The organism is Streptomyces misionensis, assembly GCF_007896895.1.
Classification (GTDB): Bacteria; Actinomycetota; Actinomycetes; order Streptomycetales; family Streptomycetaceae; genus Streptomyces; species Streptomyces misionensis_A.
Window position 1 is genome coordinate 1 of record NZ_VOGW01000037.1, and the last position, 20,730, is coordinate 20,730.

The window sequence follows — 20,730 nt, forward strand, 5'->3', positions numbered from 1 at the left end:
CTCCCGCAGACACTCTCAGCCTGCATGGTTGGAATTCCGAACTCGGTGAGCGGACGCTCTTGCGGTGCGGAAACCGATCGGTTTACGGTGGTGAAAACCGATCGGTTTCCGAATGGGGAGATGCATCATGACCGCGATCAAGGACTCCGTCGTGCTCGTCACCGGCGGCAGCCGGGGCCTCGGCAGGGCGCTGGTGGAGGAGCTGTACGCGCGCGGGGCAGCCAAGGTGTACGCCACGGCCCGCGACCCCCGCGCGGTGACGCACCCGGATGCCGTGCCCCTCGCCCTGGAGGTCACCGATCCCGCGTCGGTGGCGGCCGTGGCCGAACGGACGCCGGACGTCACCGTGCTGATCAACAACGCCGGCATCTCGGTCGGCGCGAACTCCCTCCTGGACGCCCCGCTGGACGCCGTGCGCCGGGAGTTCGAGACCAACTTCTACGGACCGCTGCTGGTCACCCGCGCCCTGGTGCCGACCATCGAGCGCAACGGCGGCGGCCACCTCCTCAACGTCCACTCGGTGCTCTCCTGGCTCGGCATCGCCGGCTCCTACAGCGCCACCAAGGCGGCCCTGTGGTCCCAGAGCAACTCCCTGCGCCTGGAGCTGCGGCCGCGGGGCATCGCGGTCACCGGGCTGCACGTCGGCTACATCGACACGGACATGACCTCGGGCGTCGACGCGCCCAAGTCCGACGCCCGGGACGTCGCCGCGCTCGCCCTCGACGGCATCGAGACCGGCGCCCACGAGGTGCTGGCGGACGACGTCTCCCGCAGCGTCAAGGCGGGCCTCTCCGGCGATCTGGCCGCGCTCTACCCGCAACTGGCGCTCTGACGCCCCCGCGAACCCCACCGGTCACACCTGTATCGAGCACCGGCGTTTCGGCCACCTCCGGCCGCGCGGGCGGCCTTGTGCCGCTGCGACCGCGCGTTCGAGCCCCCGGGAACAGGGGCCGGCTCTTCGTCCGGAATCGAGCGCGTTCGAATCGGCCGCCTCCTCGTTGAGCCTGGCACCGCCGGACCACCCGGGTGCGGTGCCGACCCTGAGGAGGGACGCAGGTGACCGTGACCGACACCTCGACACAAAGCTCCCCGACACCGCCCCCGCCGGCCACCATCGGCTACGAAGGGGTCTTCGGCAAGAACCCGCTGGAAGAGGCCAGTTTCCGCGCCATGTGCGGCCGACTGCCCTCGGTGCTCGGCCGGACCGCGCGCATGGCCTGGGCGGTGGACCGGGCCGGCGTCGTCCTGCTGCTCCTGTGCCAGGTGGTCACCGGCGTCGCCGCCGCCGTCGTGCTGACCGCCACCGCGCGGGCCATGACCCACGTCCTCGGCGCGGGAACGGTGTCCGAACGCCTGCACGGAGCGCTGCCCGCCCTCGTCGTGGTCACCGCGGCGGCGGCCACCGGCCGGATCAGCTCCGCCCTGGCCTCCTACGCCGACGGCCGGATCACCCCGCGACTGGTCACCGAGGCCGACGTGGCGCTCGTCTCCGCCGTCTGCCGGGTGGAGGCCTCCGCCCAGGCCGAGGACGGGTTCGCCGACCGGCAGGAGGCCGCGGAGGTCGGCGTCACCCGCACCACGACGATGGTCAAGGACGCCCAGCGGTTCATGGCCGCCCTCGTCCGGATGGTCGCCGCCGGCGGCGTCGTCACCGCACTGCACTGGCTGATGCTCCCGCTGCTGCTGCTGGCGGTGCTGCCCGCGGGGCTCGGCGCCGTGCTCTCGGCCCGCGTCGACTACGAGACGCACTACCTCAACCTGGCCGACCGCAATGTGCGCGGCATGATGCGCTGGTGGGCCGCCTACTCCCGGCACGGCGACGAGGTCCGCGCCAACGGCATGACCGACTACCTCGTCCACTGGTACCGCGCGCTGTCCGAGCGGATCGACCGGCGCATCCTGCGCGCCGCGCCCCGGATGCTCCGCATCGTCCTCGCCACCTCCGCGCTCGGCGGCGCGTTCCTGATGCTCACCTGGGCCGCCCTCGCCTGGCTCGCGATGACCGGGCGGGTGGCCCTGCCGGTCGCCGCCACCGCCGTCGTCGCCGTCCAGGCCACGCTCGGCGCGCTGACCCAGTTCGTGCAGAACGGGGCCGCGATGTTCCACACCTCCCTCTACCTCGCCGACATGCGCTCCTTCCTCGATCTGGCGGCCGAACGCGCCCCGAAACGCGGCGAGTCGACGATCCCCGAGGAGGTGGAGGAGATCCGTCTCGACGAGGTCGTCCACCGCTACCCCGGCAAGGAGGAACCCGCAGTGAACGGTGTCTCCCTCACCCTGCGCCGCGGCGAGATCCTCGCGATCGTCGGCGAGAACGGCTCCGGCAAGTCCACCCTGACCCGGCTCATCACCGGCATCCTGCTGCCGGACGAGGGCCGGGTCCTGTGGGACGGCACCGACCTGGCCGTGGCCCGGCCCGACTCCGTCTGGTCCCGCACCGCGCTCGTGCCGCAGGACTTCGCCTGCTGGCCGCTGCGCGCCCGGGAGAACGTCACCCTCGGCCAGCCGCGCGGCCACGACGACGCCCTGGTGTGGGAGGCGGTGGAGGCCGTCGGCATGCGCGAGGCGGTCGAGGGGCTGCCGCGCGGGCTCGACACCCTGCTCGCGCGGGAGGTCTACGGCGGCGTCGAACTGTCCGGCGGCCAGTGGCAGCGGCTCGCCTGCGCCCGCGCCCTGTACCGCCGTACGCCCCTGCTCATCCTGGACGAACCCACCTCGCAGATGGACCCGCGCGGTGAGCACCGCATCTTCCTGGAGATCAAACGCATCGCCGCCCGGCGCATGACCATCGTGGTCACCCACCAGCTGGAGAACACCCGGCTCGCCGACCGGATCGTCGTGATGCGGCACGGGCGCGTCGTCGAGGAGGGGCACTACGACGAACTCGTCCACGCCGGCGGCCTGTTCGCCGAACTGGTGGCCCTCGCCAAGGACCGCTGAGGCCCCGGGACCGAAGTCGACACTCGTTACGGTCTGCGGCGGTCGTTGTCGGTCTCTCGCAGCCCGTCGGACAGTGGCGAACCCGTGTTCCGCGCCGTCCCCGGTATGGCGGTACGGAACACGGGCGGCGCCCGTCGCGCGCAGGATTCCTACGGCTTCGGTCAGCTGCGAGGACACGTCGGGTGCGGCACCATGTTCCGGATCGACGTCCCAACCGGCCCGGCCACGACGACGCGTCGATCAGCACTTCTCGCGCAGCCGAACTCGCATGAGCTGTGCTCGCCCCGAAACGCGACTGGCCCGACCCGAGGGCGTTCCCTGCACCGGCCCTCTCGCCTCCACCCAACCTCGGCCCGCCTCGACGTCGAGTCGGGCGATCCCGGGCACTTACCGCCGCCGAAGCCGGCCGCCCGGCTTCCTCGACGACGCTACTCGGATCCTCTCCCATTTCGGCGACCACTCACCGTGACCGCTGCACAGGCCGGCTACCGGAGATTGGGCAGTTCCAACCCACGGTCCCTCGTCTCGTACAACGCGGCGTGGGCACCGGTTGCCCCGAATGCAAGAGGCGTACCGGCGGCTCTCTCGTGGCGTCCTCACCCACCAGCTGAGCGCGTGCGCTTGAACGCCATCGGCTTGGGACGGAGCCGACCGCCGGTCATCACGAACGACGGCCGCGGCTCCCTCGAGGATCACTCTCCGTGCTCAGCACGCGAGATCAACGACAGGGGAATGCGCAGCGACGGAGCCAACGCGAAGACGGCCCTGGACAGCGGCCGTTCCAGTGCTTAGCCTCATTGTCCAGAAATAGATTTTGAGGCCAAGGGGGAGGGCCGGTGGACGGTGGGGCGGCGGACGAACATCTCGTCCGGGAGGCCGAGAAGATCGCCGTCGCCCTGGGCCGGATGTTCCCGGGCCTGTGCGAGGTGGTCCTGCACGACCTGCGGGACCCCGACCACTCGATCCGGGCCATCGAGAACAACCTCTCCGGCCGCCAGGTCGGTGATCCGGCCACGGAGCTGGGCCTGGCCCGGATCGCCGACCCCGGCTACCCCGGCGTCGTCCAGAACTACCCCAACCGGTTCCCCGACGGGCGCCCGGCGAAGAGCACGTCCATCGGCATCAAGAACGCCGAGGGCCGGTACGTCGCGGCGCTCTGCCTGAACCTCGACGTCTCCGTCCTCTCGCCCGTGGCGCTCACCCTGGCCAACCTGGTGGCGACCGACACCGGGCACGGGGACCGCCCCCCGGAGACGCTGCGCGACCGCCGCGCCCGCGAACTGCGCCGCATCATCGAGGAGTTGGCCGCCGAACGCGGGTGCCCGCCTCGGTCGCTGAGCCGCGCGGACAAGAAGGCGCTGGTCCGGCAGCTGTACCGGGACGGCTGCTTCGAGTCCCGGGACGCCGCCCGGACCATCGCCGACCTCCTCGGCGTGTCCCGGGCGACCGTCTACAACTACGCCAAACCGCCCACCGGTTCCGGCTGAGACCTGGCTCCGGAAACCCCGCACACCGCAGCACGAACCGCCGAACGCCCGGTACGGAAAGAGGACTTCACCATGCCTGCCGCCGATCTGCCCGTCACCCTCGCCGACGTCCGTGAGGCCGCCGCACGCCTCGCGGGCTTCGCCCACCGCACCCCCGTCCTCACCTCGCGCACCCTCGACGAGCGGGTGGGCGCCGAGGTGTTCGTCAAGTGCGAGAACCTCCAGCGCATCGGCGCCTTCAAGATCCGCGGCGCGTACAACGCCATCGCCTCGCTCGCGCCCGGGGAGCTGGCCAAGGGCGTCGCCGCGTACTCCTCCGGGAACCACGCCCAGGCCACCGCCCTCGCCGCCCGCGAACTGGGCACGAGCGCCGTCATCCTGATGCCCGAGGACGCCCCCCGCTCCAAGATGGAGGCCACGGCCGGGTACGGCGCCGAGATCGTCACCTACGACCGCTACACCCAGGACCGCGTCGCACTCGGCCAGGCGCTCGCCGACGACCGGGGGCTGACCCTGATCCCGCCCTACGACCACCCGCACGTGATCGCCGGCCAGGGCACCGCCGCCCTCGAACTCCTGGAGGAGACCGGCCCGTTGGACGCGCTCCTGGTGCCCGTCGGCGGCGGTGGGCTGATCGCCGGCAGTGCCGTGGCCGCCAAGGCGCTGCACCCGGACATCCGGGTGATCGGGGTGGAGCCGGAGGGCAGCGACGACACCAAGCGGTCGCTGGAGGCCGGCGCCCGCGTGACGGTCCCCGTGCCCCGCACCGTCGCCGACGGCCAGGCCGTGGCCGTCCCCGGCGAGCTGACGTTCACCGTCAACCGGCGCCTGGTCGACGCCATCGCCCTGGTCGGCGACGAGGAGATCCTCGACGCCATGCGCTTCGCCTTCGAACGCCTGAAGATCGTCCTCGAACCCAGCGGCGCCACCCCCCTGGCCGCCCTGTTGTCCGGCCGCGTCGAGGACCTGCCGCCGCGCGTCGGCGTCATCGCCTCGGGCGGCAACATCGACACCCGCCGGTTCACGGAGCTGATGGGCGGCTGAGCCGCGGGGCGCCCTCGCCGCCCGGTCGATTGTCAGTGCCCCCGCCTACGGTGTGATCAGTGAGGGCCCGCCGGGACGGCAGCGGGTCCGTTGCGGGGAGGGGTGTGCCATGTCCGCGGTGTCCACCGGGGAGACGACGTATCTGGAGCTGTCCCAGGAGGGCGGGGGCGCCCACAAGTTCTACGAGGTGACCGTCGACGGCCTGATGGTGACGGTGCGCTACGGCCGGATCGGCGCCGCCGGCCAGATCCAGACCAGCTCGTTCCCGACCGCGGAGAAGGCGCGGGCCGCCGCCGCGAAGAAGGTGGGGGAGAAGGTTCGCAAGGGGTACGCCCCGGCGGTACCGGGCGGCCGGGCCCCGCGCGCGGTGACCCGGCGCCAGGTCAGCTCGGCGCCCTCCACCGCGCGGGCCGTGGCCCCGGTGCTGTGGCGGTTCCGGACCGGTTCGGCCGCCTTCGGCATCCATGTGGACGACGAGCACTGCTGGGTGGGCAACCAGGCGGGCGACGTCTACACCCTGGACCACGAGGGCGCCGTGCTGGCCCGCTTCGGACTGCCGGACGGCGTGAAGTGCCTGGTCGCCGACGACTTCTGGATCTACGCGGGCTGCGACGACGGCAAGGTCTACGACCTGTCCTCCAAACTCCCCTTCGCCGCCTACGACATCACCGCCGACGTCGACATCTTCTGGCTGGACATCCACGAGGGCGTGCTGAACGTCTCGGACCGCGCGGGCCGGCTCACCGTCATCGACCACGAGGACGAACACCAGTGGGCCCGCCGCAGCCAGGGCGAGCACGCCTGGATGGTGCGCGCCGACGACCGCGCCGTCTACCACGGCCACCAGCAGGGCGTCACCGCCTACCGCCCCGACGGCGGCGGCGAGTTGTGGCACACCCGCACCCGCGGCGGGGTGCTGTTCGGCTGGCAGGAGGACGACGCGGTGTACGCGGGCACCGGCCACCGGGTGGTCCAGCGGCTGTCCAAGGCGACCGGCGCTATCGAGGCGACGTACGCCTGCGACAGCGCGGTGTACTCGTGCGCCACCTCCCCGGGCGGCCGGTTCGTGTTCGCCGGGGACTCCTCCTCGTCCGTGTACTGCTTCGACCGGGACGGCACCCGGCTGTGGAAGCTGGGCACCGGAAGCGGCTCGGCCCTGTCGATGCAGTACCACGACGGGCGGCTGTACCTGGTGACCACGGACGGTTCCCTGGTGTGCGTGGACGCGAGCGAGGCCGCCATCGGCGCGGCCCAGCAGGGCAGCGTGCCGGTGGTGCGGGACGTCAAGCTCGCCGCCGCCCTGCCGACCTACGCCCCGGCCACGGCCGTGCAGGCGGTGGCCACCGTGGCCCAGGCCCCCACCGGCTCGGTCGTCGTGGAGTGCGTCCAGGAGTCCGGCCGGCTGCGGGTGCACGTGGTCTCCGACGGCTACGACTCCTCCTGGAACGTCCAGTTCCCGCGCGCGATACGCCAGGTCGGCGCGCGCTACGTGGTGGACGCCCTGCACCCGGCGGCGGGCGGGTTCTACCGGGTGCGGGGGGACATCCGGCGGCTGCTGTGAGCCGCCTGGGCCAGCACCTCCCGCGCGACCTCGAGAGCCGCCTCGCGGTCCTCGTCCACCAGCCCGATGCGGGTGCGCCGGTCCAGCAGGTCGGACTCGTCCAGCGCCCCCTCGTGGCGGACCGCCCACAGGAGTTCGGCGCGGGTGACCGGGTGGCCGGGCAGCACCGGGCCGGCCAGGGCGGGGTCCTCGGCGGCGAGGGCGTGGACGGCGGCGGCCTCGGTGCCGTGGCGGCGGACCAGCCGGCGCGGCAGGGGGAGGGCGCGCAGCCGTTCGGGTGCGGCGGCGCCGACCAGGGGCAGCGCGGCGGTGCGGGAGGGGGGCACAGCGAGCCCCCGGGCCCCGGCCGCGGCGTCCACGGCGTCCTGCGCCATCCGGCGGTAGGTGGTGAGCTTGCCGCCGACCACCGTGGTCACCCCGTCCGGCGAGGTCAGCACGGCGTGCCGGCGCGAGACGTCGGAGGTGCGGGCCGGCGCGCCGCCGGTCGAGGTGTCCAGCAGGGGCCGCAGCCCGGCGAAGGCGCCGACGACCTCGTCCCGGGCGACGGGCGTGTCCAGCGCGGAGCCGAGCACGTCCAGCAGGAAGCCGATGTCCGTCTCGGGCACCTCGGGCACATCGGGGATGCCGCCCTCGACGGGTTCGTCGGTGAGTCCGACGTAGACCCGGCCGTCCCCCTGGGGCAGCACCAGGACGAAGCGGTTGGTCTCGCCGGGGATCGGGACGTGCAGCCCGGCGGGCAGCTCGCCGAGCCGTTGCGAGCGCAGTACCAGATGGGTGCCGCGCGAGGGCCGGATGCGGATGCCCTCGACCAGGCCGCCCGCCCACACCCCGGCCGCGTTGATCACGGCGCGGGCCCTGATCTCCCCCTCCTCGCCGGTGAGTTCGTCCCGGACGCGGGCGCCCGTGCCGGTCAGCTCCAGCACCCGGACCCGGGTCAGGACCCGTGCGCCGTGCGCGGCGGCCGTGCGGGCCAGCGCGGTCACCAGCCGGGCGTCGTCGGTGACCCGCCCGTCCCAGGACAGCAGCCCGCCGCGCAGCCCGGAAGCCCGCACCGAGGGCGCGAGGTGCCGCGCCTCCGTCGCCGACAGCCGGCGCGGGGCGGGCAGCACCCGGCGCGGGGTGCGCGCGGCCAGCCGCAGCATGTCCCCGGCCCGCAGCCCGGCCCAGGCGATGGACGCCTGAGCCGCCGACACCATCGGCGTCAGCGGCAGCACGAACGGCTGCGCGGCCACCAGGTGCGGGGCGGTGCGGGTCATCAGCACCCCCCGCTCCACCGCGCTCTCGTGCGCCACGTCGAACTGCGCGGACGCCAGATAGCGCAGCCCGCCGTGGATGAGCTTGGAGCTCCAGCGCGAGGTGCCGAAGGCCAGGTCGTGGGCGTCCACCGCGACGACGTCCAGCCCGCGGGCCGCCGCGTCCAGGGCGGCGCCCGCCCCGGTGGCGCCGAGACCGACGACCAGGACGTCGGCCACCCGGCCGTCCCCGGCCTCGGCCAGTTCGCGGGTGCGCCGGGCCGCGCTGAGGGACGAGCCGGGTATCGCCTCGGTGTCGCTCATGGCGTCAGGATCCTCTCCAGGAGGGTGCGCAGCTCGCCGAGGAACGCGGCGGAGTCCAGCTCCGGGTCGTCCTCGTCGGTCATCGTGCGCAGGGACAGGGTGAAGGACTGCACGGTCAACAGCAGTGCGCGCGCCTGCCGTTCGACGTGCCCGGGGCGCACGGAACCGTCCGCGTGGCCCTCGCGCAGGCCCTCGGCCAGCAGGGCGAGCAGCGCCTCCTGGCTCGCCCCGCGCCGGTCGAGCACATAGGGGAGCAGCAGCTCCGGATCGACGTCGACGATCTTGTGGAAGAGGGGGTGCGCCCGGAACGCCTCGACGCCCGCCACCAGCCCCCGCACCAGCCGGGTGCGCGTGTCGACGCCGGGTGCGGCCTCGGGGATCGCCCGGGTGGCGACCGCGATCCACTCACGGGTCATCAGATCGCCCACCAGCGTCCGCAGATCGGGCCAGCGCCGGTAGAGGGTCATCCGGGAGACACCGGCGCGGCGGGCGACGTCGGCGAGCGTGGTGCGGCGGACCCCGACGGCCAGCACGCAGTCACGTACCGCGTCGAGCACCGGATCGCTGTCCGTGCCGTCGGCGCCGTCGGCACCGTTGTGACGAATAGGCGTCATGTGTAACAGTGTAACGCCCCGAGGCCGGGCGGAACCGGCGGACCGCGACGGCCGCCCGGCGCACGGCCCGCCGGCCGCCGCCCGAACCGAGCACACCGACCTTGTGAGGACGACCGTTCAATGGACATGCTGTGGAACGGCTGGGGCGACCCGGCCAAGGCGGCACCGCTGCCCGACTCGGTGACCGGGCTGCTGCGCGACCTGCTCGGCGTCACGCCGCGCAGCACCCCCGCGCTCGCCCTGGAGGACATCGAGCTGCCCGCCCCCACGGCTGGTCCGGCCGCCCTCGCGGCGCTCGCCGAGGCCGTCGGCGGCGCCGCCCACGTCCGTACCGACTCCGAGAGCCGCATCCGGCACACCCGCGGCAAGTCCACCCCCGACCTGCTGCGCATCCGCGCCGGCGACACCTGCGACGTCCCCCAGGCCGTGGCGCTGCCCGCCACCCACGACGAGGTCCTCGCCGTGCTGCGCGTCTGCGCCGCGCACGGCCTGGCCGCCGTCCCCTTCGGCGGCGGCACCTCCGTGGTCGGCGGACTCGCCCCCGAGCGCGGCGCGTTCGTCGCCCTCGACCTGCGCCGCATGAACCGCCTGCTCGACCTGGACAGCGTCTCGCGCACCGCCGTCCTCCAGCCGGGCCTGCGCGCCCCCGAGGCCGAGGCCCTGCTGGCCGAACAGGGCTTCACTCTCGGCCACTTCCCGCAGTCCTTCGAGTGGGCGAGCATCGGCGGCTTCGCCGCGGCCCGCTCCAGCGGCCAGGCCTCCGCCGGCTACGGCCGCTTCGACGAGATGGTCCTCGGCCTCACCCTCGCCACCCCCGAGGGCACGGTGGAGACCGGCCGCGCCCCGCGCTCGGCCGCCGGTCCCGACCTGCGCCAGCTGTTCCTCGGCTCCGAGGGCGCCTTCGGCGTCATCACCTCCGTGACCGTGCGCGTCCGCCCGCTGCCCGAGGCCAGGATCTACGAGGGATGGCGGTTCGCCTCCTTCGAGGAGGGCGCCGCCGCGCTGCGCAGGCTCGCCCAGGACGGACCGCGGCCCACCGTGCTGCGGCTGTCCGACGAGACCGAGACCCTCATCGGCCTCGCCTCGCCCGACAAGATCGGTGCCGGCCTCGGACAGAGCGACGCCGGGTGCCTGGCCATCGCCGGTTACGAGGGCACACCGGAGGAGACCGCGTACCGCCGTGAGCAGGCCGCCGCCGTCCTCACCGCCTGCGGCGGCACCCCGCTCGGCGCGGAGCCCGGCGAGCGCTGGGCCCAGGGCCGCTTCTCCGCGCCGTATCTGCGCGACGCCCTCCTCGACGTCGGCGCCTTCGCCGAGACCCTGGAGACCGCCGCCTTCTGGTCCCGCGTCCCGGAGTTGTACGGCGCCGTGCGCGGCGCGCTCACCGACACCCTCACCCGGGCCGGCACCCCGCCGCTCGTGATGTGCCACATCTCCCACGTCTACGAGAACGGCGCCTCGCTCTACTTCACCGTCGTCAGCGCCCAGGGCGAGGACCCGGTGGCCCACTGGACGCCCGCCAAGCACGCGGCCAACGAGGCCGTGCTCGCCGCCGGCGGCACCATCTCCCACCACCACGGGGTGGGCACCGACCACCGCGACTGGTATGTCAGGGAGGCCGGAGAACTGGCCGTCGAGGCACTGCGCGCCGTCAAACGCCGCCTGGACCCCGACGGGCTGCTCAACCCCGGCGTCCTGCTGCCCACCGACTGACCCGACCCGACCGCCTGCCCCGGAGGCACACCGATGCGCCAGTTCACCGCCGTCGTCAACCCGACCGCGGGCGGTTCCACCGCGGCGGCCACGCTGCTCCAGGTGGCCCGCCTGCTGAGGGAGGCCGGGGCGGCCCTCGACACCGAGTACAGCAACAGCCTGGCCCACGCCCAGGACATCGCCCGCCGGGCCGGCGAGCGGGGCCGGATCGTGCTCGCCGTCGGCGGCGACGGCATCACCGGCGGCATCGGCGGCGCGCTGAGCGGCACCGGAACCGTCTTCGGGATCGTGCCGGCCGGACGCGGAAACGACTTCGCCCGCGCCCTCGGCCTGCCGGCCGATCCCGCCGCGCTCGCCGACCTCCTGCTGCACGCGAAGCCGCGCCCGGTCGACACCATCGAGGTGGAGTCCGCCGTCCACCGGCGCACCGTCGTCCTCGGCAGCGTCTACGCCGGGGTCGACGCGCTGGCCAACCGGCACGCCAACCACGCCCGGCTGCTGCGCGGCTCCGCCTCCTACTATGCGGGCGGGCTGCGCGCCGTCACCACCTGGCGGCCCGCCGACTACCGCGTCACCGTCGACGGCGCGGAACACCGCCACCGCGGCTACACGGTCGTCGCCGCCAACTCCCCCTACTACGGCTCCGGCCGGCAGATCGCCCCCGGCGCCCGGGTGGACGACGGCCTGCTGCACGTCGTGATGATCCGGGAGGCACCCCGCCGGCTGTTCTTCACCCTGATGAACGAACTGCGCACCGGCGCCCACATACGCCGCCCCGAAGTGCGCGTGCTGCGCGCCAGGGAACTGCGGATCGAGGCCGGCCGTCCCGTCCCCTACGGCGCGGACGGCGAGGTGGAGGCCACCTTGCCGGTGACGGTCCGGGTGCGGCCCGGCGACCTGCCCGTGCTGTACCGGCCGGCCGATCCGGCCTGACCCGTGTGCCGCCCCTTCGGCGCGGGTAGGCGAGCAACGACCGGGCGGGGCACCGCGGATGGGCGGGAGAACAGGGGGCGCGAGCGCATGGGAAACGTCGTACAGGCCGTCGTCGTCTACGACGGGCGGCTGCTGCTGGTGGGGCAGGCGGACGGCGGGGAACTGCCGTCGGGCACCGGACAGCCGGCCGAGACCGCGGAGGCCACCGCCGCACGCGTCGTCTACGAACTCACCGGCTACCTGGTCGACGGCTCCGCGCCGCTGGACGGCACCGGGGCCGTGGTCTGCCAACTCCTCAGCGAGGAACCGTCGGAGGGCGCCCGGCTCGCGTCCGGACAGATCCACTGGGCGCCGATCGAGCAGACCGCCCGCGCCGACCTGGCCCCGGCCGTACGCGCCTACCTCGAGGGCCACACTCCCGTGTGACCCCGGTCAGAGGTACCTTTCGAGGAACCGCCGCCGGTCCACGACCGCCCGCTCGATCTCGCCCTCCGCGACCAGTCGGCCCGCCGCGTCGACGGCCCGCACGGCGAAGGTGAGCCGCCGCCCCGGCCCGCCGGGCGGCGGCCGCGCGCTCACCTCGACCCGGCCGCCCACGCCGGTGGCGCGCAGGTGCCGCACCCGAACGGCGGTGCCCACAGTGGTCTCGCCCGGTCCGGTGTACGGCGCGGCGGCCCGCACGGTCGCCGCCTCCAGCCAGGCGATCAGCCGGGGCGTGGCGAGCACGGGCACCTCACCGCTGCCCAGCGCCCGCGCGGTGTCGGCCTCGGTCACCCGGTGGTGCATCCCTCCACGTCAGGGCCTCTCGTCCGGATCAGGCCGGGCTCGCGGGGCCCGGCACGCGCGTCTGCCGCGTTGTCGTCGCCGATGCTCGGCATCGGCTCCCTCCTCCGCCTTGCGTCTGCACGCACCAGGCCCCGCTCCCTGATCCGGCCTGATCCGAGCGGAAGACCCCAGTGCCGCGACCGGCCGTCCGACCTGCCGAGTCGGCGGGGTGGCGGCATGCTGGAACGGTCCGGCTCCGCCCCGCGCGAGGAGGTGGGCACCCGTGCCCGAGTCGCAGCCCGTCGTCGTCCCGCCGGCCCGAGCCGCCCTGTTCCTCGTCGTCACCATCGAGCCGGGCGGCGAGGACACGGTCCGGGACCTGCTGCAGGACGTGTCCGCCCTGCGCCGTTCGGTCGCCTTCCGCGCCCCGCCCGAGGAGCTGAGCTGCGTCGTCGGCATCGGGTCCGCCGCCTGGGACCGGCTGTTCAGCGGGCCGCGCCCCCGGGACCTGCACCCCTTCCGTGAGCTGCGAGGCCCTCGCCACCACGCTCCGGGCACCTCCGGGGACCTCCTCTTCCACGTCCGCTCCCGCCGTATGGACCTCTGCTTCGAACTGGCCCACCTGTTCGCGCGGCGGCTCGCCGGCGCGGTCACCGTGGTGGACGAGGTGCACGGCTTCAAGTTCTTCGACGAACGCGATCTGCTCGGCTTCGTGGACGGCAGCGAGAACCCCGAGGGCGAGATCGCCGACGACGCGGTGTTCATCGGCGACGAGGACGCGGAATTCCGCGGCGGCAGCTATGTGATCGTGCAGAAATACCTGCACAACATGAAGGCGTGGGACGCTTTGCCCGCGGAGGAACAGGAAAAGGTCATCGGGCGCACCAAACTGGCCAACATCGAACTGCCCGACGGGGTGAAACCCGCCGACTCGCACGTCGCGCTCAACACCGTCACCGACGAGCACGGCAACGAACGCAAGATCGTGCGCGAGAACATGCCCTTCGGCAATATCGCGCAGGGCGAGTTCGGCACCTACTTCATCGGATACGCCCGTACGCCCGAGGTCACGGAGTCGATGCTGCGCAACATGTTCCTCGGCCGCGAGGAGGCGCGGCACGACCGGATCCTCGATTTCTCCGTCCCGGTCACGGGTTGTCTCTTCCACGTGCCGACCATCGCCTTTCTCGACGATCCCCCCGAGCGGCCTCCGCTTGCGGGCCACTCGGCGCCGGGGTTCAGTGAATACTGACCCCCTTGCGCTCCAGGAGTTCTCATGTCGATGTCGTTCGGCGCCCCCTTCGGTTCCCAGGACCCCTTCAGCGAATTGCTGAACCGCTTCTTCGGGATGTCGCCGGCGTCCTCGCCGCCCGCGGTGCAGCGGGTGCCGATCGGGCGGTTGCTGACCGAGTCGTCGCAGCAACTCCTCAACCTGGCCGCGCAGCGGGCGGCCGAGGACGGCACGTCCGACCTCGACACCGAGCACCTGCTGTGGGCGGCCACGAAGGTGGAACCCTCGCGGCGGCTGCTGCTCCAGGTGGACGTGGACCCCGACACCCTCGCCACCGAGATCGCCAAGGTGCTGCCCCGCGAATCCGGCCAGCCCTCCGCGCAGCCCGGCCTCACCCCCGCGGCCAAGCGCACCCTCGGCGCCGCCTACGCCCAGTCCCAGGCGGCCGGGGTGTCGTACATCGGCCCCGAGCACATCCTCGCCGCGCTGCTCGGCGACAGCGACACCGGCGCGGCCCGGCTGCTGCGGGCCGAGGGCATGGACACCGGGAAACTGGCGGGCCTCGCCGAACAGGCCGCCCGCTCCGAGAGCACGCCCCCCGAACGCAAACAGCCGGCCACCACGCTGGACGAGTACGGCCGCGATCTGACCGAGGAGGCCAAGGCGGGCAAGCTGGACCCGGTGGTGGGACGGGCCGAGGAGATCGAGCAGACCGTCGAGATCCTGTCCCGGCGCTCCAAGAACAACCCCGTGCTGATCGGCGAGCCCGGCGTCGGCAAGACCGCGATCGTGGAGGGCCTCGCCCAGCGGATCGTGGCCGGCGAGGTCCCCGACACCCTGAAGAACAAGCGGGTCGTCGCGCTCGACCTGTCGGGCATGGTGGCGGGCGCGCAGTACCGCGGACAGTTCGAGGAGCGGCTGAAGAAGGTCATCGAGGACGTCCAGACGGCCGGCGGTAGCATCATCCTCTTCATCGACGAACTGCACACGGTCGTCGGCGCCGGCGCGACGGGCGAGGGCTCCATGGACGCGGGCAACATGCTCAAACCGGCGCTGGCACGCGGTGAGCTGCACGTCGTCGGCGCCACCACCATCGACGAGTACCGCAAGTACGTCGAGAAGGACGCCGCCCTGGAGCGCCGGTTCCAGCCGGTGATGGTGCCCGAGCCGACGGTCGAGGAGACGGTGCAGATCCTCGAAGGACTGCGGGACGCCTACGAGGCGCACCACCAGGTCCGCTTCGACGACGGCGCGCTGGTGGCCGCCGCCGAGATGTCGGACCGCTACATCACCGACCGCTTCCTGCCCGACAAGGCCATCGACGTCATGGACCAGGCGGGCGCCCGGGTACGGCTGCGCGGCGCGGGCCGCTCCACCGAGGTCGTCAGCCGCGAGGACCGTATCGCCAAGCTCCGCCGGGAGCTCGAACAGGCCGTGTCCGCCGAGGACTTCGAGCGGGCCTCGGAGCTGAAGCGGGAGCTGTCCGAGGCGGAGGCCGAACTCGCCGGCATCGAGGAGCGCCGGGAGGGCGTCGTCTCCGTCACCGCCTCCGACATCGCGGACGTCGTCTCCCGGCGCACCGGCATCCCCGTCGCCCAGCTCACCGCCAGCGAGAAGGAGAAACTCCTGAGGCTGGAAGAGGAGATGCACGCCAGGATCGTCGGCCAGGACGAGGCGGTCACCGCCGTCTCCCAGGCCGTGCGCCGCAACCGCGCGGGCATGGGCGACCCCGATCGCCCCGTCGGCTCCTTCCTGTTCCTCGGCCCCACCGGTGTCGGAAAGACCGAACTCGCCAAGACGCTCGCCGCGTTGCTGTTCGGCGACGAGGACCGCATGGTCCGCTTCGACATGAGCGAGTTCCAGGAGAAGCACACCGTCGCCCGGCTCGTCGGCGCTCCGCCCGGGTACGTCGGCTACGAGGAGGCGGGCCAGCTGACCGAGAAGGTGCGCCGCCGGCCGTACAGCGTCGTGCTGTTCGACGAGGTGGAGAAGGCGCACCCCGATGTCTTCAACACCCTGCTCCAGATCCTGGACGACGGCCGCCTCACCGACGCGCAGGGCCGCACGGTGGACTTCCGGCACTGCGTGGTCATCATGACGTCCAACATCGGCGCGCACCGCATCCTCGACCACCAGGGCGATGTGTCCGAGCTGAAGGACGAGTTGATGGAGGACCTGCGGGGCCGCTTCCTGCCCGAGTTCCTCAACCGCATCGACGACATCATCATCTTCCACGGCCTCACCGAGGACGATCTGTCGCGGATCGTGGACCATCTGCTGGACCAGAGCAAGCGCCGGGTGCACGCCCAGGGCATGCGACTGGAGGTCACGGAGGCCGCCAAGAAGCTGCTGATCGCCCACGGCCACCAGCCGGAGTTCGGCGCCCGCCCGCTGCGCCGCACCATCCAGGCGGAACTCGACAACCGCATCGCCACGCTGCTGCTCGGCGGCGAGGCCGATCCCGGGGACACGATCGTCGCGGACGTGGACAAGGACACCCTGCACTGCTCGGTGCGCAAGCCCGCCTGACGGCGCGTCATCCTACGCGGGCGGCTCCCCGATCGACTCCACGGCCGCGCTCGCGGGCCCGTCCGGGGTGTCGTACCGGACGCTTTCGCCCGCACGGCGGCCGAGCAGGGCGCGGCCGAGCGGGCTGTCCGCGGTGACCAGGTTCTGGTCCAGCGCCTCGGCCCCCTCGCCGATCTGCAAGGTCTCCACCGAGCCGTCCGCGAAGCGCACGGTGACCGTGCTGCCGACCCCGACCACATCGGTCCGCGCGGGCCCGGCCAGCTCCGCCTGGCGCAGCCGCTCGGTGATGTCCGTGATCCGGCGGTCGAGCCGGTCCAGCTGGTTCACCCGCTGCAACTCGTCCGCCTGGTCGGCCTGGTCGCCCACCTCCGGATTGTCCTTCAGCGTCGCGGCGACCATCCGGCGCTCGTCCAGCAGATCGGCCAACTCCTGCTCCAGCGCGCGCCGCGCCTCGGCACTGATCGGCTCGGGACCACCGGTCATACCCGCTCCCGTCGACAAGACTCGAAAGAGATCGATACGGATCGATGCCGGATCGATGCGGTTCGATGAGGGTTCGCTTCCGCATCGTAAGCGGTCGGCGGCGGATCATCCGGACATGAGGCGATGGCGCGTCCGGGACGCGGCCCGCTTCGAGAGCCCGAGGCGGGCGCACGGGCGCTCCCGGTCCCGGCGCGGGCGGTGGGGCCGGGCTCCGCCACGCCGTGCTGAAGACGCGTCGCCCCACGCTCAGCGGCGCGAGGGGCGACCGGCATGCGCTTCACACGGCAAGGCCGCCCGGCGAAAACGATTGGACGGCACGATGATCGGACCGGTAGCTTGCGATGGACCGTGACACCGCCCGAGGAGGTGAGACCCATGAACGCTGTATCGACGTGGGTGCTCTCCCTTCCCGTCACGGCCGGCGATTGACGTAGGTGTCGCCGGGAGCGCCTCGACACCAAGGCACTCCCGAAAGGCAACACCTCATGCATTCTCAGCGATTCACCGCCGAGTCGTCGTCGGACGGCATGGTCGAGCGCGACTTCACCGTGGGCGGCGTCCCCGGGGTTCTGTGGTCGCCCGCCTCCGGCACCGAGCCCGCCCCCCTGGTCCTGATGGGCCACGGCGGCGGCCACCACAAGAAGCATCCGGCGATGGCGGGCCGGGCCCGGCTTCTCGTCACCGGTCGCGGCTTCCACGTCGCGGTCATCGACGCGCCCGGTCACGGCGACCGGCCGCGCTCCGCGCAGGACGAGCGGGACGTCGCCGAGCTGCGCAGGGCGCAGGCGGCGGGCGCCCCGGAAGGCCCGATCGTCGTTCCCTACAACGCCCGCCTGGCCGAGCTGGCCGTGCCCGAGTGGCAGGCGACCCTGGACGCCCTTCAGGAACTTCCGGAGATCGGCGCCGACGGGCCGGTGGGCTACTTCGGCATCGGCCTGGGCACCGCGATCGGGGTGCCGCTGGTGGCGGCCGAACCCCGGATCACGGCCGCGGCCTTCGGCATGAACTGGCCCGACGCCCTGTTCGAGACGGCGAAGCGGATCACCGTCCCGATCGAGTTCGCCATGCAGTGGGACGACGAGCGCATCCCGCGCGAGGCCGCCCTCGCGCTGTTCGACGCCTTCGCCTCGACGGAGAAGACGCTGCACGCCAACGCGGGCAAGCACTTCGACATGCCCAGGTTCGAGGCCGACAGCGCGGTCCGGTTCCTCGCCCGGCACCTCGGCAGGCCGGTCACCTCACCGGCCTGAACGTGAGCGGCGGCGTCCGGCCCACCCGTCGGACGCCGCCGCGGCCGCGTGAACGCCCCGGGCGGCGGCGCCGATCCGCCGGGCAGGGACCGCAAAGGCCCTCAAGGGTGGAGCTTTCGTTCCTCGGCGAGCAGGGCGACGAACGTGGCGATGCGGGCCGCCCGCGTCTCGGGCCGCTTCGCCTCCTCGACGCGGTGGAGGACGGCGTAGCGGTTGCGGCTGTCCAGGGTCGCGAAGAAGGCGGCCGCGCGGGGAACGGCGTCCAGGGCGGTGCGCAGGTCGTCCGGCACCGTGGCCGTGCGCGGGCCGGCGTAGGCCGCCTCCCAGCGGCCGTCGGCCCGGGCCCGCTCCACCTCCCGCAGCCCGGCGGGCCGCATCCGGCCCTCCTCGATGAGCCGTGTGGCCTTCTCCCGGTTCAGCCGCGACCACCGGCCGGCGGGCCGCCGCGGGGTGAACCGCTGGAGCCAGTGCCGTTCGTCCAACTTCTTCTTCTGCCCGTCGATCCAGCCGAAGCAGAGCGCGGACTCCAACGCGCCGGGGTAGTCGACCGCGTCGGGGACCGGCGGCGCGGCGCCCTTCCGGGCGATCTTCAGCCACACTCCCCCGACGTCCGCGTGGTTCTCCTCCAGCCACTCCTCCCACGCCTGCCGCGTGGCGAAGAAGAGCACCGGATCGTTCATGGGTGATGAGCCGTGGGACATGGGCCCCATGAAATCCGGGCAGCGCGCCCCGGGCAACCGTCCCGACGGCACAGACTCGGGCCGGTTGACCGGGCACGGGCGGCGCCGCCCGGCCTCAGCCGGTGTGCAGCGCCTTGTGCAGGGTGCGGCAGGCCAGGTCGACGGCGGTCCGCGCGGCGTGGGTGCCGCGCAGCGCGTCGAGCATCACGAAGTCGTGGATGATGCCCTGGAAGCGTACGGCGGTGACGGGGACGCCCGCCGCCCGCAGCTTGCCCGCGTAGGCCTCGCCCTCGTCGCGCAGCACATCCGCCTCGCCGGTGATCACCAGGGCCGGCGGCAGCCCGCTGAGCTGCTCGGTCGTGGCGCGCAGCGGTGAGGCGGTGATGCGGGCGCGGTCGGACGCGTCGGTCGTGTACTGGTCCCAGAACCACTGCATGCCGTCCCGGCGCAGGAAGTAGCCGGTGGCGAACTGGTGGTACGACGGCGTGTCGAAGCTCGCGTCGGTGACCGGGTAGAACAGCACCTGCTGCACCAGCTCCGGGCCGCCGCGCTCCTTGGCCATCAGGGTGAGCGCCGCGGTCATGTTGCCGCCGACGGAGTCCCCGGCGACGGCCAGCCGCGAACCGTCCAGGTCCTTGGTCGCGCCCTGCTCCACCACCCAGCGGGCCACGGTGTAGTTCTGCTCGATGGCGACCGGATAGCGCGCCTCGGGGGAGAGGTCGTACTCGGGGAAGACCACCGCGGCCCCGGCGCCCACCGCGAGTTCCCGCACCAGGCGGTCGTGGGTGTGCGCGTTGCCGAAGACCCAGCCCGCGCCGTGCAGGTACAGGACGACCGGAAGTGTCCCGGAGGCCCCGGGGGGCCTGACGATCCGCGCCCGCACACTGCCCGTCGGACCGCCCGAGACGGTGATCCACTCCTCGTCGACCGCCGGCTTCTCGACGTCACCGGACTGCACGTCGTCGACTGCCTTGCGGCCCTCGGCCGGCGGCAGGTCGAAGAGGAACGGCGGCTTGGCGGTCGCCGCCGCGAACTCGGCGGCCGCGGGCTCCAGTACCGGCTGCGCCGGCGCTACGGCATCGGACATCGGCTCTCCTCGTGTCTCCCGGCCGCCGGACGCGCGGGCGGACGGCCGGCTGTCCCACACTGCACGGTTCCTCCCCGTGCCGCACGTGGAACGCCCGCGGGGTGTCCTGCCCCACCCGGGGGAGCCGGACACCCGGCGCCCCGGAAAAGGGAATGCTGTGGCGGCAGACGGCGCGAGAGGGTGGGCCCATGGAGTTCTTCTGCCACCACCGCGACCGTCCCGGCTCCCTGCCGCTCCGCCATCGACTGCTGGAGGAGCACTGGTCGTACATGGACCTGTTCGAGCAGGAGATGATCGCCCGCGGCCCGACCCTCGCGGCGGACGGCGCGACGCCCACCGGCAGCGTGCACGTCCTGGACCTGCCCGATCCGGCCGCGGCACGCGCGTTCGCCTTCGACGAGCCCGGCTACCAGGCGGGCGTCTACCGGGACGTGCTGCTGCGCCGCTGGCGCAATCTGCTCGGGCGCACCATGTGGGAGTTCCCCGGCGACCGCACCGGCGGCGACCGCTACCTGGTCCTCGGCCTCGGCGAGGGCGAGGCCGCGGATCTCGCGGTACCGGCCGGGCGCGGTGCCGACCTGATCGCCTACGGTCCGCTGCTCTCCGACGACGCGACCGCCTGGCTGGGCACGGCGGCGCTGCTGCGCGCCCCGGACCCGGCCGCCGCCCGCGCCCTGCTGACCGAGGACCGCTACGCCGGCATCGAGGTCCACGCCTGGCAGCCCGGCGGCCGTCCGTCCTGACTCCCGTGCCGCCCGGTCCGCCCGGGTGGGTCTCAACAGCGCGTCAAGAAGCGGCCGTCACCCGTCAGCGCCGCGTCAGGGGACGCCGCCGGTGAACGGTCCGGGCGTAGTGTC

Annotated in this window: 18 protein-coding genes; 12 read left to right on the forward strand and 6 right to left on the reverse strand. The window is 73.3% G+C overall.

Annotated features, from left to right (window positions below; all coding sequences use genetic code 11):
• Positions 1 to 127 precede the first annotated feature (127 nt).
• The 5 genes from FRZ03_RS06160 (at position 128) to FRZ03_RS06180 (ending at position 7,032) form a co-directional block, all read left to right on the forward strand.
• A complete protein-coding gene (locus tag FRZ03_RS06160) occupies positions 128 to 832 on the forward strand; it encodes an SDR family oxidoreductase (RefSeq protein WP_146464118.1) in 705 nt (234 codons plus the stop codon).
• Positions 833 to 1,056: 224 nt separating this feature from the next.
• Complete coding sequence (locus tag FRZ03_RS06165; protein WP_146464119.1) at positions 1,057 to 2,940, forward strand: ABC transporter ATP-binding protein; 1,884 nt, start codon at positions 1,057 to 1,059, stop codon at positions 2,938 to 2,940.
• Positions 2,941 to 3,776: 836 nt separating this feature from the next.
• Entirely contained in the window at positions 3,777 to 4,427 is a 651-nt protein-coding gene (locus FRZ03_RS06170) for a helix-turn-helix transcriptional regulator (RefSeq protein WP_146464120.1), read from the forward strand.
• Positions 4,428 to 4,499: 72 nt separating this feature from the next.
• Positions 4,500 to 5,471 carry a threo-3-hydroxy-L-aspartate ammonia-lyase gene (locus tag FRZ03_RS06175; RefSeq protein ID WP_146464121.1) on the forward strand — a complete coding sequence of 324 codons (972 nt, stop codon included), beginning with the start codon at positions 4,500 to 4,502 and terminating at the stop codon, positions 5,469 to 5,471.
• 109 nt (positions 5,472 to 5,580) lie between these two features.
• Entirely contained in the window at positions 5,581 to 7,032 is a 1,452-nt protein-coding gene (locus FRZ03_RS06180; protein WP_146464122.1) for a WGR domain-containing protein, read from the forward strand.
• Here the strand turns inward: FRZ03_RS06180 and FRZ03_RS06185 are convergent.
• Both FRZ03_RS06185 and FRZ03_RS06190 read right to left on the reverse strand, forming a co-directional pair.
• The gene (locus tag FRZ03_RS06185) at positions 6,996 to 8,588 is read right to left on the reverse strand and encodes a glycerol-3-phosphate dehydrogenase/oxidase (RefSeq protein WP_146464123.1); all 1,593 of its coding nucleotides are present in this window, start codon (positions 8,586 to 8,588) and stop codon (positions 6,996 to 6,998) included. The genes FRZ03_RS06180 and FRZ03_RS06185 overlap by 37 nt on opposite strands.
• Positions 8,585 to 9,202: a TetR/AcrR family transcriptional regulator gene (locus FRZ03_RS06190; protein WP_146464124.1), complete on the reverse strand. Its 618-nt coding sequence runs from the start codon at positions 9,200 to 9,202 to the stop codon at positions 8,585 to 8,587. Before FRZ03_RS06190 ends, FRZ03_RS06185 begins: the two co-directional genes overlap by 4 nt.
• Positions 9,203 to 9,322: 120 nt before the next feature.
• Here FRZ03_RS06190 and FRZ03_RS06195 point away from each other — a divergent pair, with 120 nt between their 5' ends.
• The 3 genes from FRZ03_RS06195 (at position 9,323) to FRZ03_RS06205 (ending at position 12,274) form a co-directional block, all read left to right on the forward strand.
• A complete protein-coding gene (locus FRZ03_RS06195; RefSeq protein ID WP_146464125.1) occupies positions 9,323 to 10,915 on the forward strand; it encodes an FAD-binding oxidoreductase in 1,593 nt (530 codons plus the stop codon).
• Between the two features lie 33 nt (positions 10,916 to 10,948).
• Entirely contained in the window at positions 10,949 to 11,848 is a 900-nt protein-coding gene (locus FRZ03_RS06200; protein WP_146464126.1) for a YegS/Rv2252/BmrU family lipid kinase, read from the forward strand.
• Positions 11,849 to 11,935: 87 nt separating this feature from the next.
• Positions 11,936 to 12,274, forward strand: a complete 339-nt coding sequence (locus FRZ03_RS06205) for an NUDIX domain-containing protein (protein WP_146464127.1) — start codon at positions 11,936 to 11,938, stop codon at positions 12,272 to 12,274.
• A 6-nt stretch (positions 12,275 to 12,280) separates the two neighbouring features.
• Here the strand turns inward: FRZ03_RS06205 and FRZ03_RS06210 are convergent, their stop codons facing one another.
• Positions 12,281 to 12,622 carry a thioesterase family protein gene (locus tag FRZ03_RS06210; RefSeq protein WP_261398620.1) on the reverse strand — a complete coding sequence of 114 codons (342 nt, stop codon included), beginning with the start codon at positions 12,620 to 12,622 and terminating at the stop codon, positions 12,281 to 12,283.
• A 274-nt stretch (positions 12,623 to 12,896) separates the two neighbouring features.
• Between FRZ03_RS06210 and FRZ03_RS06215 the strand changes: the two genes are divergently transcribed.
• Positions 12,897 to 13,865 carry a Dyp-type peroxidase gene (locus tag FRZ03_RS06215; RefSeq protein ID WP_146464129.1) on the forward strand — a complete coding sequence of 323 codons (969 nt, stop codon included), beginning with the start codon at positions 12,897 to 12,899 and terminating at the stop codon, positions 13,863 to 13,865.
• Between the two features lie 24 nt (positions 13,866 to 13,889).
• Positions 13,890 to 16,373, forward strand: coding sequence for an ATP-dependent Clp protease ATP-binding subunit (locus tag FRZ03_RS06220; protein ID WP_146464130.1), 2,484 nt, complete (start codon positions 13,890 to 13,892; stop codon positions 16,371 to 16,373).
• A gap of 12 nt (positions 16,374 to 16,385) precedes the next feature.
• On the opposite strand, the gene FRZ03_RS06225 is transcribed toward FRZ03_RS06220, so the two are convergent.
• Positions 16,386 to 16,856, reverse strand: coding sequence for a GreA/GreB family elongation factor (locus tag FRZ03_RS06225; protein ID WP_146464131.1), 471 nt, complete (start codon positions 16,854 to 16,856; stop codon positions 16,386 to 16,388).
• A 485-nt stretch (positions 16,857 to 17,341) separates the two neighbouring features.
• Between FRZ03_RS06225 and FRZ03_RS06230 the strand changes: the two genes are divergently transcribed.
• Complete coding sequence (locus tag FRZ03_RS06230; RefSeq protein ID WP_146464132.1) at positions 17,342 to 18,106, forward strand: dienelactone hydrolase family protein; 765 nt, start codon at positions 17,342 to 17,344, stop codon at positions 18,104 to 18,106.
• 101 nt (positions 18,107 to 18,207) lie between these two features.
• Here FRZ03_RS06230 and FRZ03_RS06235 read toward each other — a convergent pair whose 3' ends face one another.
• Both FRZ03_RS06235 and FRZ03_RS06240 read right to left on the reverse strand, forming a co-directional pair.
• The gene (locus FRZ03_RS06235) at positions 18,208 to 18,807 is read right to left on the reverse strand and encodes a YdeI/OmpD-associated family protein (RefSeq protein WP_146464133.1); all 600 of its coding nucleotides are present in this window, start codon (positions 18,805 to 18,807) and stop codon (positions 18,208 to 18,210) included.
• 94 nt (positions 18,808 to 18,901) lie between these two features.
• Positions 18,902 to 19,873: an alpha/beta hydrolase gene (locus tag FRZ03_RS06240; RefSeq protein WP_146464134.1), complete on the reverse strand. Its 972-nt coding sequence runs from the start codon at positions 19,871 to 19,873 to the stop codon at positions 18,902 to 18,904.
• Positions 19,874 to 20,061: 188 nt separating this feature from the next.
• On the opposite strand from FRZ03_RS06240, the gene FRZ03_RS06245 reads away from it, so the two are divergent.
• Complete coding sequence (locus tag FRZ03_RS06245) at positions 20,062 to 20,616, forward strand: YciI family protein (protein WP_146464135.1); 555 nt, start codon at positions 20,062 to 20,064, stop codon at positions 20,614 to 20,616.
• The last annotated feature ends 114 nt before the right edge of the window (positions 20,617 to 20,730 follow it).